This window comes from Acidobacteriota bacterium (genome assembly GCA_018268895.1).
In the GTDB taxonomy this organism is placed as follows: domain Bacteria; phylum Acidobacteriota; class Terriglobia; order Terriglobales; family Acidobacteriaceae; genus Edaphobacter.
The window spans coordinates 21306-35226 of the sequence record JAFDVP010000014.1 but is presented as its reverse complement, the minus strand read 5'-3'; the positions used below and the strand labels follow the sequence as shown (position 1 = coordinate 35226).

Sequence of the window (13921 nt, the reverse complement as noted above, 5' to 3'; positions counted from 1 at the left end):
TCTCATTCGTTAGAAGCTCTGGCCGATACTGAAGAAGAAGTTGAAGTGGCTCCCTTCGCCAACATAAGGAGGTTTGCCGTTGTAGTCGTCGATCACCGGATAGATCGGTGGATTCAGGTTATAGCTGAAATCGAAGCGGACTGGCCCGACTGGCGTTCGATAGCGAGCGCCTATGCCAAGTGCGTGAGAAAAGTAGTTGAAGCTGCAAGTGCCAATAGTCTGCGAGATCGAGTCGCGGCAAGTCTGCCGGTCGGGTTGACGAAAGCGCAGGAAACTGGGAAACATGTCTTTAGGATTCTGGAAGACATTCCCCATATCGTGAAAGAGGACGAAGCTAACGCTGTCGCCGACGTAGGGAAGCGTTGGCGGGGGCATCCGCAACTCAACCGTGTTGACGAACGCTGCGGAACCTCCAACCGGATACCCGGTTTGAAGATCTCGCGGTCCGGCTGCGTTGATTCCAAAACCGCGATGCGACGTTGCGCCGCCGGCATATAGCCGCTCCGGCAGCGGTACAGTATTGCAGGTTGGATTGGTGGTCAGCAGAACGCCGAGGCAAACTGGACTGCCCGCATTCGGATTGACTCCCCACGCATGCTCGTATCCGATGCGCGTATTTCTCGCCAGCGTATACCGATGTTTAAACAGTGGGTAGTAGGTAGAGTACGTGCCGTCGAGCTTCCAGAAATCCGTCTCCGACCCGAACTTCGACGAAGCCAGAAAGGTCTGAAATGAAATGTATCTGCCTTTGATCGCGTCGAGAGGGTTCGGCTGCCGTGTGTCATGGAACCACGTCAGGCTTGGGCCTCCTACACGCACCGGTTGAGACAGAAGCGGGATAAGGTCTTGCGACACGCGAAGGCTGTTGGGGTCGACCTTTACACGACGATAGAGAAAGTCATAGATGAAGGTGTCTGTTCGCTTCCACCTCTGCGTAACGCGGAAGTCGCCTTGCAACGTCGACGAGGCAAAGGTGGTGATGTTCTGGATATTGGTGTAACCGCCCGAATAGGCCGCCGAGAAGTTTTCCTTACCGAAGAGATGCGGGTTCTGCAACGTGAGAACGGCAATCTGTTCGAGCAATCCATAAGTTGAATGCAGCGTAAGAGAATCGTTCGAGCCGCGAAGATTGATGCGGGAGACATCGAGCGAGACGCGAGGGCTAACTCCAGCCCTTCCCTCTGGAGAGTAGCTGGAGTTGTTGTTCGTTTGCGTCGTACCACCTGGGTTCCCCGTCTGCGCCTCAAAACCAAAGCCATAGGTCACGTTCCAGCGCTTGGCCTCAGTGACCTGTATCAGCGCGTTCTTGCGCGGAGCGTCGCCCGCGGGATTCTGCACCGCTGTAATCACCTCATTGAAGAGCGCAAGATCGTAGAGATTGCGCTGCGTCTCCAATAGAGCGCTCTGGTCAAGAGGGTCGCCCGAATGCACTTTGATGCGACCCTCAACCGTCTTGGGCCGCGTGAACTGGAGACCCGACAATAAAACCCTATCGACAAAGACCTGGTGCCCTTCTTCAACATTCAAAGAGACATTCGTCCGGGTCGCATCATCCTGCACTTTGCTGAGCTGAACGTCGACCTTTACCTGGTCGAAACCGTGGCTCAGATAGTAGGAAAGCACGGTATCACGGTCGCCTGAGAGGGTCACCAGCGAATATGGCTGGCCTTCCTGGGTATTCAACAGGCCTTTGACATCCTGCAAACGGCGGGCATCCACTCCAACCAGATCGACAGTGCCAAACTTTCTCTGCGGCCCCTCTATGATGTTGTACACAACCGAGATTCTTCCGGGCTTGCCGGTTGCCTCATCGCTGTCCTTAACATCCGTCTTGATCTGCGCCTGATCGAAGCCGTTGGCCCGATACAGTGCCTGAATGGCGCTGACGTCGCTCGCCACAAGACCCGGACTGTAGCGCCCGCTCCGCTGGTAAGGATCTGCCTTCTTTACGCGCATGCGCTCGCGCAGAATGTCGTCAGAGAAGTACTTGTTGCCTTTCAGCGTCACGGCTACAACCTTGTGCTTGATCCCGCGATCGACGACGAAGACCACGCTCTCCTCCGGCGATCCTTCGCCAATCACCCTGACGTCCACCGTGGCATCGAAGTAGCCCTGCTGCTGAACAAAGTCGCGGATATTGTGCGTTCCTTCGTTCAACAGGTCATTGTCGATTGTTCCCTCTTCAAAGATCGGGACCAGCAAATGCAGGCGGCTCTTCGAGACCTTGACCCCTTCAACCACAACCTTTACCTGCGGCCCCTGGCTGACGTGGAAGTCGTAATCGACCTGGCGGCGCGATTCGACGTAGGTTTGCTTCTGAACGCTGACGGTTGCCTCCAGCCGCTCCTTTTTCTGGTACTCCTTGCGCAGACGGCTCAGCGCCGTGGTGGTCGTATCTCGCGTTACCTTGCTTCCCTGCTTCAGCTTTCCCTTCTTGCGGAACTGGTCAACCGTCATTCCCAGGTCAGCGCTCTCGATGGCGACATTGCCGATGCGCGCCTGGGGGCCGATATCGACGTTATAGACGACGTCGACCTGGCTGTTGATCTTGTCCAGGGTCGTGCCAACAAAGACCTTGGGTTCGTAGTATCCCTGCTGACGCAATATCTCGCGGATGCCCTCGGTGGCATTTGGAATCGACGAATCGGCGTAGGGTGCTCCCACGCTCAACTTGGTTGCATATTCCAGCAGAGACGACAGCCGGTCGCTCTTCACACCCGTAATGGTGACGCGGCCAATGTAGTAGCGCGGCGTACCGGCAAAGATCAGCGTCATGCCGTCATCAGTCCGCACCGCGCGGACCGTGATGTCCCGGTATCTGCCGCTGTTGAAGAGCCGCCGCGTGCTTGCTCGGACCTTCTCAGGATCGAAGGGTTCCCCGGCCTTCTGCGTCAGCTCCGATGGAAGGGTGTCATCTTTGTCGAAGGTAACGCCCTCAAACTCGACCCGGTCGACCCGGACGCCCTTCCACTGCCAGACTGAAGCTGTGAGGCCGGGGCCGGTTGAGATAGCGGGCATCTCCTCCTGTACCTGGCCCTGCGGCTGGTTCACGCCAGGCGGCTGATTTTGAGCCACTGCAACGCAGGACACTGCGAAGAGGACAACCAGCACGATTAAACGCGACCCCTTCAGGTCGCCACGCCTGCAACGCAGCGGCACAAGGTTCAGCTTCCCTGCCGGCCGGCCTGATTGATGTTGATCTAAAAAAAACACCCATCCTCTTTGCTGGTCATATCATTGCGCTGCCTGACTTTGATGCAAGGGTTCCGACTGCCGGCATCCATCGGGGACGCCGCCTTTTTATCTCCCTCAATCGACAGTTTCGCCTTACACGACGCATTCCCTATACTACGAAAGAGCGGCCTTCTTCGGAGGCACAAACTCCTCTGTATGCCACCCCTTCCGCCAGCCACCGATTCCAGCGTTACACCGCCGCAGTTCGCAATCGACGACCGCGACCGCTACTCCCGACAGATGCTCTTTGCTGGGATCGGCCCTCACGGACAGGAGGCGCTCGCACGTTCGCACGTGGCCATCGCCGGCTGCGGAGCAACCGGGGCCGCAACCGCGTCGCTACTGGCCCGCGCAGGAGTAGGAACGCTCACTATCGTCGACCGCGACTTTGTCGAGCCATCGAATCTACAGCGACAAGTGCTCTTCGACGAAGCCGACGCCCTCGAGGCGCTCCCCAAGGCCGAGGCAGCGCGCCGCAAGATCGCCCAATTCAACTCAACCATCAGTGTTCATGCACACGTTACCGATCTTGTTCCAGCCAACATCGCGGAGCTTTTTTCTTCGGCCGACCTGATCCTCGACGCCACCGACAACTTCGAGACACGCTATTTGATCAACGACTACGCTGTGGAGCAGGGCAAACCCTGGATCTACGCCGCGGCCATCGGCGCCTATGCCGCAACCATGAATGTGCTTCCCCGCGCACTCGATGAAGAGAACCAGCGCTGGAGTCCAACCGCGTGCCTGGCCTGCCTCTTTCCCAAGCCGCCGTCCGGCCCGGTGGAGACCTGCGACACCGCAGGCATTCTCTCTACCGCTGTCAACCTTGCTGCATCGGTTCAGGTAACTGAGGCGCTCAAGCTGTTGACCGGGCAATCGGAGGCGATGCGTCGGACCATGCTCTCGTTCGACCTGTGGTCCAACGAGCGATCTGAAATCTCCACCGCAAGGCCACGGCGGGGTTGCACTGTCTGCGGAGAGCGCAGCTTCACGCACCTGGCCGGAGAAGGCCGCCCGCACATTACCCTTTGCGGACGCAATTCCGTGCAGATTCATGAACACCATCGCCCAGTCGACTTTGCTGCGATGCGTGATCGTCTGGCCCCCCACGGCAAGGTGAAGTTCAATGAACTCCTGCTTCGCTTTGAACGGCCTCCGCATACGATTACGCTGTTCGCCGACGGCCGCGCTATCGTTCAGGGAACAACCGATGCCATGGTTGCGAGAACGTTGTATGCGCGTTTCATCGGCAGCTAAGCGGTTGAAACTGCTTGAGCCTGCCGCCCAGCGACCGGCATCCACGCAACCTTTTAAGAAGCAACCGATTCTTACAGGACTGCATGAAAATTAATCACGTTTACAGTAGGCTTGGAGCAGGCGAGACCAACCGTGAATAAAGTGGACGAAATCGGAGTTACGCCATGGAGACTCAAGGCCTGCAAATGACCGAAGCGAAGGCCGGTCCCGGCCTGTATAAGCGAAATCCTCCGATCGCCGGCGAAACCGAGGCGATTGAACGTGCAAAGGCCGGCGATGCCGAGGCCTTTTCGAAGCTTTATGCGCTGCATAAGCGCCGCGTCTACACGTTATGTCTGCGTATGCTCGGCAATGTGTCGGAAGCCGAAGACATGACGCAGGAAGCGTTTCTGCACCTCTTTCGCAAGATAGGCAGCTTCCGCGGAGAGAGCGCATTCTCCACGTGGCTGCATCGTCTTACAGTCAACCTCGTGTTGATGCACCTGCGCAAGAAGGGGCTTCAGCTTGTCTCGCTCGAGGAGACGATCAACCCTTCGGAAGAGGATGCGCCAAAGCGCGACTTCGGAAGCCGCGACATGCAGCTATCGGGCTCGGTCGACCGAGTTGCGCTGGAACGCGCTGTCGCTTCACTGCCTCCGGGCTATCGCATGGTTTTTGTGCTTCATGATGTCGAGGGTTTTGAGCATAACGAGATTGCCACCATGCTCGATTGCTCGACGGGCAATAGCAAATCCCAGCTCCACAAAGCGCGACTGAAGTTACGGGAGCTTCTCCGACAACCGGAGTCCACCACTCAGGCCGATCTGAAGGAAGCGGCTTTATGACCTCGCAAAATTTTCAATCCGATTCTTCTGTCCCTCTGTCTTGTGCCGAATTTCAGGAACACCTTCCCGATCTCTTCGCGGCAGGCTCTGAAGGCCTTACCGACGATCCAATCATGCTGGAGCACCTTAAGACATGTGAGAACTGTTCTGCCCTGGTTCGCGATCTGCAATACATTGCCGACCAGGCCCGGCAGTTGCTCGAACCGACGCATGAACCCAGCGACGATGTATGGAAGAAGATCCAGGAGAGCCTGACATCGGAGAGCCCTCTTGCGTCGAATCCAGGCAAAATGTAGTCACTTCGACATCCGTCGGCCAGGTTGCCTTGATTTGCCGCTTCCTGAACGTTTTGCCGTTGCAAATCCTCGCCTGCGGGGCATATGCTGAGAAAAGCATGAAGAGCTACTCCATCTCCGGCCGATTTAGCTTTTGCTACTGGCGCACGTCTGCGGCCGGCGGAGTCCTCGCATGTATCTCTGAGAAACGCTAAACTTCAGAGTCTTCGATCTTCCCGAGCCGCGACCCAACAAGTCGCGGCTTTTGCATTTTTATTCTGAGTCCTGAACGGAGTAAGAGAATGTCTTCCAGTCAGCCCGATACGATCAACCGAAGCAAAAACTCGTTGCGGCCGGATCTTCCTGCATCGCTGCGCCGCATTATTCTGACCGGCTTCATGGGTGCCGGAAAGTCCACCATTGGACGTCTGCTCGCGGCGAGGCTTGGCTGGGAGTTCCTCGATTTGGACGCGCACCTGGAGAACCGCACCGGGGCCACCATCCCCGACCTCTTCTCCCGTTACGGCGAACCGCACTTTCGGCGGCTGGAGTCCACTGCGCTTGCCTCGGCGTTGGGCCGAACGCACACCGTCCTCGCGCTCGGAGGCGGCGCTCCAGAGGAGATCACCAACCGTCTGCTGGTTGAACAGACACCGGCCACCTTCGCCATCTTCCTCGATGCGCCTTTTCCCATGCTCTTCGACCGGTGCATGCTGCAAGACATCTCCCGCCCCGTACTGGCCGACCCGGCACTGGCGGAGATTCGCTTCGCCCGCCGCAGGCCGTTCTACCAGCGGCTTGCGCAACTGACGATCGAGACTGCGGCGCAAAGCCCGGAGCAGACCGTGGAAGCGATTGTGGCTGCGCTGAACCATAAAACGCATGTCCTGCCGTAAGCTATCTGCATCCAACACGTTGAACGCCGGAGCCATAGCCTTACTGTGAATATCGACCTTACACCGGAACAAAGGGAGTCCCGCGCCATTATCCGCGGCCACATCCTGTTCACATTCGGCGTCATCGTCATGCTGTTTCTGGCATGGCTCCTGGTCAAAGAGCTGACGATCATCTACGTCAGTGCCTTGTTCGCTGCCGTGCTGATGCCCGCCGTCAATCGCATCACACAGATCAAGCTTCGTGACCGCCGCCCCTCGCGCCCAGCGGCCATCTTCCTGCTTATCAGTGGCGTGGCCCTGTTGCTCACTGTCTTCTTTGTGGTCGGCCTGCCTCCGGTGCTGCGCGACCTGAACCAGTTCTCAACGGAGCTGCCGAAGCGCATTCCGCTGATCGTTGCCAAGCTCAAGGCCCTACCCCTTGCCAACCGCCTGGGCGTGGATATGATCGCATCCCGCGCGGAGAGCGCCCTGACCGCTACGGCAGGCTACCTGGTCGTCTCGTTACCCAACTGGCTCACGCACCTGTTCGACATTCTCACCACACTGTTCCTCTGCATCTACTTCATGCTCGAAGGGGAGCACGCCTACAACTTCTTTCTGTCATTGTTTCCTTCCGGCCCGCGATACCGTCTGGATGCAACCCTGCGGCGTGCCGATGACAAGGTTGGAAACTGGCTGTTTGGCCAGGGGTTGCTCATGCTTATCCTGGGAGTCAGTTCGACCATCGTCTTTGGCCTGCTGCATGTAAGGTATTTCCTCCTCCTCGGCTTCCTCATGGGACTGCTGAATATCATCCCCATCGCCGGAGGGGTCTTTACGATCATGCTGGCCGCAGGGGTAGCCGCGCTGGACTCATGGACCAAGATGTTCGGCGTTATCAGCTTCTATCTGGTCTACATCAACCTCGAAAACGCATATCTGATTCCGCGCATCATGCGCTCCAGCGTCGACCTGATGGGCCTGACAGTACTGATCGCCCTGTTGTGCGGAACAGCGCTTGCCGGGATCACTGGTGCACTGGTAGCCGTTCCAACCGCTGCCCTCATCGCAGTCCTGCTCGATGAATATGCCGTCCGCAAGACATAAGCTAATTATCATCAATAGTTTGCGCCTTGCGGGGAAATAGCGCGTCGAAGTATCGCCGATCGAAAAAGAAAATTATTGCCATGCGATGACAGCTTGATATGCTTTCACCAGTGGACGAACCCAAGTTTAGCCAACCGGCACGCCGCAACCTCCTCGCCCCCGTTCTTATCGCCTTTCTTTTGCTTGGGATAGCGATAGCTCTGCTCTTACGGTTTACGCCGCACACGATTGCCGAGATCAAGGTCGTACATGTTGCCGTCTACCCAGCACATACCGTCTTCAAATCGGATACGATCGTAGTCGGACGCGACCGGTCACAGGACGACCTGTATGCGCTGATAACAGTGAACATGAGCGACCGGCTCAATCTCCCTATATTTATCAAGGACTTCACAGGAACCTTGATCAGTGCCGACGGCACTGCGATTCCGGGGACTGCCGCCCAGAAGGAAGATCTGGAAAACCTCTACGTCACCTTCCCGGCTCTCCGTTCTCTGTCGTCAACCCCTCTGCTCCGTGAGACCCTCATCAGTCCCGGCGGGACGGCGGACGGTATGGTGCTGCTGCATTTTCCCGTTTCGGCCGATACCTGGAACCATCGCCGTTCCGCTGCGTTGAACATCGACCTCTATCACCAGGGCATGCTCTCCGCCGCGATTCCGCAGGGCAACAGTGTCTCCCCCTCCCCCCAGGGCGGCGAAAGCGCAAACTAAGAATGACGCGCCGCCGCTGGATTGCCGATACCTGGTCTGGTAATCGTGCCTCTCTCACAGGCGATCAGGCCGAGCACCTGGTACGGGTGCTCCGCGCTGTGCCCGGGCAGATTTACGATGTCGTGGCTGGAGGCTTTCTGCACCGGGCAGAGGTCGTGAGTGTACAGCCGGGATCGGCCAGCGAGCCTGCGGAAGTCGTCTTCACCCTGCATGAAGAGCTGGAGTCTGACACCGCTCTTCCGCTGCATCTCCTGCTGGCCGTCTTCAAGTTCGACCACATGGAATGGGCCATCGAAAAAGCGACCGAGCTTGGCGTTGCAGGGATTACTCCGATCCTTGCGCGGCGCACTGAAAAGCACCTGGCCCAGGCATCTCACAAGCGTGTTGAACGCTGGCGCCGCATTACCTTTGAGGCGTCGAAGCAGTCGCGCCGAACGACAGTTCCAGAGATCGCCGATCCGATCCAGCTTGCAGCCGCTCTTGATCGTGAGTCTGCCACAACACGGTTGCTACTTTCAGAGACCGAACAGACAACGACGCTCATCGCGGCTCTTTCATCACCGGTCAGCAGCGCGACCTTCGCCCTTGCTATCGGCCCCGAAGGGGGATGGACCGCCGACGAGATGGGCCTCTTCACAAAACACAAGTGGCAGCACGTCACGCTCGGCCCACGCATCCTGCGCGCGGAAACCGCCGCTATATCCGCTATCGCCATCCTCGGGGGCCAGCTTCAGGGCTGATCGGTCCTCTCATTTCTGAGGCGTCAATCAATCGTCGTCATGAGCCCGCAGAGCCTGCCCTGAGCGGAGCGAATGGGCGAAGAATCCCTGTAGTTGTCTTTTTGTTGCCACCACGCGTCCAAGCAGCCCTAGTTGAAGATCTCTTTGACTTTGTCGAAGATGCCGCGTGACGTCGGCGTATTTTCAACCGTCATCGTCTCACTGAGCTGGCGCAGAAGCTCTTTCTGCTGCCTCGAGAGCTTGTTCGGCGTCTGAACGCGAATCTCGACGATCAGATCGCCCTTGCCACGCTCGTTGAGGTGAGGAACGCCCTTGCCGCGCAACTTGAACTCTCGTCCGCTCTGCGTTCCCTCCGGGATTTTGAGCGTCTCCACGCCCTCCAGGGTCTGGATCTCCAGCTCCGTGCCAAGCGCGGCTTGAGGAAAAGAGATCGGCATCACGCAGTGCAGGTCATCGCCGTCGCGCTCAAAAAACTTGTGCGGCTTGATGCTGAGGACAACATACAGGTCGCCGGCCGGGCCGCCGAACTTGCCCGACTCGCCCTCGCCCTGATAGCGGATGCGTGTCTCCTGCTCGACACCCGCAGGCACCTTGACAAGAATCTTGTGCTCCGTCTGTACGCGCGTCTCGCCACGGCAGGCGGTGCATGGATCGACGATCATCGTTCCCGTTCCACCGCAGACCGAGCACGTCCTCGCGACGGAGAAGAACCCTTGCTGGAACCTCTGCTGGCCGCGCCCGTCGCACTGCGTACAGGTAATGGGTGCTCTGCCCTTGGCCGCGCCGGTCCCCTTGCAATCGGTGCAGGTCTCGCTGCGACGAATCTTGATCTCGCGTTCGACGCCAAAGACGGCCTCTTCAAACTCGAGCGTCAGATCGTAACGCAGGTCGCGGCCGCGCTGCACGCGCGAGGCCTTGCCCCTTGCGCCGCCCATGTTGAACATCTCGCCGAAGAGGTCGCCAAAGATATCGCCGAGGTCCTGTGCGCCGCCAAAGCCGCTGCCAAACGGCCCCGCGCCGTTTCCGCTGGAGCTGCCGTTGAAGGCCGCATGGCCGTAACGGTCGTAGGCCGCGCGCTTCTCCGGGTCGCTCAGCACCTGATAGGCCTCGCTGCACTCCTTGAACTTCTCTTCGGCAGAATGATCCCCCGGATTTCGGTCCGGATGATACTGCATCGCCAGCTTGCGATAGGCAGTCTTCAGCTCCTGGTCGGAGGCATCGCGGGAGACACTCAGCACCTCATAAAAGTCGATCTTGGTCACGTTCGACGTCGCACTCATTCCTTACAGACTCGCCTTCCACATCCCTTTGAAACTACTCGCTCACCATCGCTGGATTCGAGGCAATCTTCACCAACGCCGGCCGAAGAAGCTTCTCGCGAACCTTGTAACCGCGCCGAATCTCTTCAAGCACCTGGTGATCGGGGAACTCCTTCGTTTCGATGCTCCCCAGGGCCTCATGGACTCTGGGGTCAAACTGTGCGCCAACGCTCTCAACTGGAACAACGTTCAGCCCGCGCAGGGCGTCTTCCATCTGCTTCAGAATCAATTCCACACCGGCCTTGAGCTGTTCGCCCGATCCGCCAGACTTCAGCGCAAGATGGAAGTTGTCCATAACGCCGAGAAATGGCTCGACCGTGCTCGAAACAGTGTAATCGCGGGAGTCCTGACGCTCCTTTGCCTCGCGCTTGCGGGCGTTGTCGAACTCCGCCTGTAGCCTTGCCAATCTGTCGAGCAGCTGGTCCCGCTCTCCCTTTGCCTGGTCCAACTCTGCCTGTAGCGCGGCGGCCGCGTCCAGCACTGGCTGCTCGGAGGCGGTGGTGACAGCATCACCCTCCTGAACGGCCTGCACGGTCGTCTCATCCTGCATGGAATTATGTCTCCTCATAGTTCGTTCCTCTACCATTATCGCCGATTGCGCAAGCCCCTGACGGGGCAACCCGACAGCCATCGCAATAGAGTCGCAAGTAACTGATTATTCGTTCTGATGCAGAGCAATACGATCGAAGACCCGCGACAGATAGCTTACGGCATTCATCGTATTCTCGTAATCCATCCGTTTGCTACCAATCACGCCAATCGTGCCCCGGTTTTCACCGGCCAGCCGGGTGGGGGCCGCAATCAGCACCAGGCCAGCCATCTCCGGGGCCTGCTCCTCGAGGTCGAAGACCACCCGCACGCTCTGCTGCCGGGCATCGATGTAGGCGTTCAGCAGGTCAACCAGCCGCTGCTTGGCCTCGAGCGCCGCCAGCATCTCCCGCAGCCGCTCCCCGTCGATGTTCGGTGCGATAAGGTTCGCAACGCCTTCTACATAAACAGGTTGCACTCGCGCCTCGCTCGCCGGAACAACCTTTCCCCATAGCTGCTGCACCGAGTTGAGCAGTCGCTGGTACTCGCTGCGCTCGCGCTCAACCATCCGCGCAAGCTCCGAGCGCACCTGCTCCACGCTCCAGCCGCGGAAGTGCTCATTCAGAAAGTTCGATGCCGTCTCCAGCTCCCCCAGCGTCAGGTCGCGGTCGAGCGCCAGCACCCGGTCGCGCACCATCCCCGAGCGGGTCACCACCACGGCGAGCACCCGTGCCGGGGCCAGCCGCGAAAAGTGCACATGCTCCAGCAGATCGCCCTCGGCCGCCGCCGCAATCGCCAGCCCTACGCCGCTCGAGAGCGTCGCCAGCACATGCGAGGTGCGCTCCAGCACCGCCTGCGTCCCCGCCAGCCCCACAAAGCTTGAGTCAATCTGCCTGCGCGAGCGCGCGGGAAGCCGGGCAGCGTCGATGCGGGGGTTCGCGCCACCGCTCAACTGCTCGACATACATGCGGAACGCCCGCGCTGTAGGAATACGCCCAGCAGAGGTGTGCGGCTGCTCCAGGAGGCCCGCATCGGCCAGCTCGGCCATCTCGTTGCGAACAGTAGCCGGGCTCATCGCCTGTGCCTCGCCATGAGGCAGACGCGCAATCGTACCGGAGCCAACCGGCTCGCCGGTCTCGATGTAGCTCTCAATAATGGCAGTCAGGATGGCCCGCTGCCGCGCCGTTACCTGCTCTCGCTCTGCCATCGGTCCCCCCGCACGTGACCAGTCTACCCTTCGTGTCAAACAGCTCGCAGAGTAACCGCCTCAATCAACTGATCTCCAGAACATCCTCACTCTTAGACGCGCTCTCACGCGCCTTGTCCGCGACACGCCGGGCGACCGCGTAGAACTCCGCCGCAAGTTTCGATTCCGGCCCTGCCAGGGCAACCGGCAGCCCCTTATCGCCGCCCTCACGAATCGTGGGATCGAGGTCGACTGCCCCCAGGAAGTCCAGCCCGAACTGCGCCGCCGTCCGCTCCGTCCCACCAGCCCCGAAGACGTCGATGACCTCGCCCGAAGGCAGAGTCATCTGCGACATGTTTTCGATCAAGCCGAGAACGTCGACCTTGACCTGGTGGAACATCTCGAGCGCCTTACGCGCATCCTCAAGCGCAACGTTCGAGCCTGTCGAAACCACAATCGCGCCCGTCAGAGGGACCGTCTGCACCAGCGAGATGACCACGTCGCCCGTGCCCGGAGGAAGGTCGATGATCAGGAAGTCCAGCTCGCCCCACTCCACCTGTTGCAGGAACTGGCGGATGATCTGGTGCAGCATCGGCCCGCGCATCACAAGAGGTTTGTCGCCAGGCGAGATCAGTCCGATGGAGATGAACTTCACCCCGTGCGCGAGCACCGGCTCGATGCGGTTGTCTCCCAAGACGTTTGGCTGCCGCGTGGCCCCGAGCATCGTCGGCACGTTCGGCCCGTAGATGTCCGCGTCGATCAGACCAACCTTGTAGCCGAGCTTCGCCAGCGAGACGGACATGTTCACCGCGACGGTCGTCTTTCCCACCCCGCCCTTGCCGCTACCGACCGCTACGACGTGCGCTATTCCGGGCAGAGGCTGCGGCCCCTGCGGTGCTCCTGCTCCCATGTGTCCCATATATGTCTCCCTCGATTCGTTCAGACGTGCCACTCTTCGCCGAGCAGGCCACGTATCTCTTTCTTGCGCTGGGTCTCGCCGGCGCGCATCTCGCGCCTCCGGCCTGCATCCTCATACCGCCGCTTCTGGTGCTCCGTCTCCGGAACCACCTGCGGCACAACAATCTTCTTTCCATCCAAGTCCATCGCAACGTAGGTCAGGTACGCGGACGAAACGTGGCGCAGCCGGTTCTTCCTCACATCCTCCACCATCGCCTTCACACCGACCTCCATCGAAGTGCGAAAGGCCCGGTTGACGCTCGCCTTCAGGATCAGCAGGTCGCCAACGCGCACAGGCGCAACAAAGTCCAGATGGTCCATGCTCGCCGTCACAGTGGTGGCCCGAGCATGACGGCTGGCCGCCATCGCTCCTACGAGGTCAATGTACTGCATCAACCTGCCGCCGAACAGATTTCCCAGCGCGTTCGCATCGGCGGGAAAGATGATCTCGCTGCGTTCGGACTGCGACTCGCACACCGTTCTTGCCAAAACCTCTTCGCTCATTCCTACCAGTGTAAATTGTCGCCGCTTGCCAACTCCATGCGCGGCATCGCACCATCGTCTTATGGACCGCATCGCTCTTCTTACCCAGGTACTCCAGCAGAACCCGGCAGACGCCTTTGCCCGTTACGGCCTGGCCATGGCCCACATCTCCGAGGGAGACACGGAGGCCGCACTCAGCGAATTCACCACTCTGATCGGGCACAATCCCGATTACGTTCCGGCCTACCAGATGTCCGCGCAGACAATGGCAAAGCTCGGCCGCGTCGACGAGGCGCTGGAACGGCTGCACAGCGGCATCTCCGCCGCCAACCGCACCGGCAACCAGCACGCCCTGGCCGAGATGGAGGCCCTGCGCGAAGACCTGAGCCGCTGAGGCTTTCCAGTTGCGGGAACATCTATACT

The 13921-nt window shown here is 59.3% G+C and carries 14 protein-coding genes; 8 read left to right on the top strand and 6 right to left on the bottom strand.

The genetic code is table 11. The annotated features are described in order from the left end of the window. Positions 1-9: 9 nt before the first annotated feature. Positions 10-3018 carry a BamA/TamA family outer membrane protein gene (locus JSS95_17300; GenBank protein MBS1801570.1) on the bottom strand — a complete coding sequence of 1003 codons (3009 nt, stop codon included), beginning with the start codon at positions 3016-3018 and terminating at the stop codon, positions 10-12. 372 nt (positions 3019-3390) lie between these two features. Between JSS95_17300 and JSS95_17295 the strand changes: the two genes are divergently transcribed. From JSS95_17295 to JSS95_17265, 7 genes are all read left to right on the top strand, one after another. Beyond that, positions 3391-4491 carry a ThiF family adenylyltransferase gene (locus JSS95_17295; GenBank protein MBS1801569.1) on the top strand — a complete coding sequence of 367 codons (1101 nt, stop codon included), beginning with the start codon at positions 3391-3393 and terminating at the stop codon, positions 4489-4491. A 185-nt stretch (positions 4492-4676) separates the two neighbouring features. Then, positions 4677-5315, top strand: a complete 639-nt coding sequence (locus JSS95_17290) for an RNA polymerase sigma factor (GenBank protein ID MBS1801568.1) — start codon at positions 4677-4679, stop codon at positions 5313-5315. Continuing rightward, positions 5312-5611 (top strand): hypothetical protein, encoded by a 300-nt coding sequence (locus tag JSS95_17285; protein MBS1801567.1) that lies wholly within the window; start codon positions 5312-5314, stop codon positions 5609-5611. Before JSS95_17290 ends, JSS95_17285 begins: the two co-directional genes overlap by 4 nt. Positions 5612-5892: 281 nt before the next feature. After that, positions 5893-6486: a shikimate kinase gene (locus tag JSS95_17280; protein ID MBS1801566.1), complete on the top strand. Its 594-nt coding sequence runs from the start codon at positions 5893-5895 to the stop codon at positions 6484-6486. A 129-nt stretch (positions 6487-6615) separates the two neighbouring features. Beyond that, positions 6616-7572, top strand: coding sequence for an AI-2E family transporter (locus JSS95_17275; GenBank protein ID MBS1801565.1), 957 nt, complete (start codon positions 6616-6618; stop codon positions 7570-7572). Between the two features lie 110 nt (positions 7573-7682). Continuing rightward, positions 7683-8285 (top strand): hypothetical protein, encoded by a 603-nt coding sequence (locus JSS95_17270; GenBank protein ID MBS1801564.1) that lies wholly within the window; start codon positions 7683-7685, stop codon positions 8283-8285. A 2-nt stretch (positions 8286-8287) separates the two neighbouring features. Continuing rightward, positions 8288-9025, top strand: a complete 738-nt coding sequence (locus tag JSS95_17265; GenBank protein MBS1801563.1) for a 16S rRNA (uracil(1498)-N(3))-methyltransferase — start codon at positions 8288-8290, stop codon at positions 9023-9025. 128 nt (positions 9026-9153) lie between these two features. Here JSS95_17265 and dnaJ read toward each other — a convergent pair whose 3' ends face one another. The 5 genes from dnaJ to JSS95_17240 all read right to left on the bottom strand — a co-directional run bounded on the left by dnaJ (position 9154) and on the right by JSS95_17240 (position 13519). Next, the gene (dnaJ, locus tag JSS95_17260) at positions 9154-10305 is read right to left on the bottom strand and encodes a molecular chaperone DnaJ (GenBank protein MBS1801562.1); all 1152 of its coding nucleotides are present in this window, start codon (positions 10303-10305) and stop codon (positions 9154-9156) included. 34 nt (positions 10306-10339) lie between these two features. After that, entirely contained in the window at positions 10340-10912 is a 573-nt protein-coding gene (locus tag JSS95_17255) for a nucleotide exchange factor GrpE (GenBank protein MBS1801561.1), read from the bottom strand. An 87-nt stretch (positions 10913-10999) separates the two neighbouring features. Then, complete coding sequence (gene hrcA, locus JSS95_17250) at positions 11000-12079, bottom strand: heat-inducible transcription repressor HrcA (GenBank protein MBS1801560.1); 1080 nt, start codon at positions 12077-12079, stop codon at positions 11000-11002. A 64-nt stretch (positions 12080-12143) separates the two neighbouring features. Then, positions 12144-12977 carry an Mrp/NBP35 family ATP-binding protein gene (locus JSS95_17245; protein MBS1801559.1) on the bottom strand — a complete coding sequence of 278 codons (834 nt, stop codon included), beginning with the start codon at positions 12975-12977 and terminating at the stop codon, positions 12144-12146. Positions 12978-12997: 20 nt separating this feature from the next. Next, the gene (locus tag JSS95_17240) at positions 12998-13519 is read right to left on the bottom strand and encodes an acyl-CoA thioesterase (protein ID MBS1801558.1); all 522 of its coding nucleotides are present in this window, start codon (positions 13517-13519) and stop codon (positions 12998-13000) included. A gap of 61 nt (positions 13520-13580) precedes the next feature. Between JSS95_17240 and JSS95_17235 the strand changes: the two genes are divergently transcribed. Then, positions 13581-13892 carry a tetratricopeptide repeat protein gene (locus tag JSS95_17235; GenBank protein MBS1801557.1) on the top strand — a complete coding sequence of 104 codons (312 nt, stop codon included), beginning with the start codon at positions 13581-13583 and terminating at the stop codon, positions 13890-13892. Positions 13893-13921 lie beyond the last annotated feature (29 nt).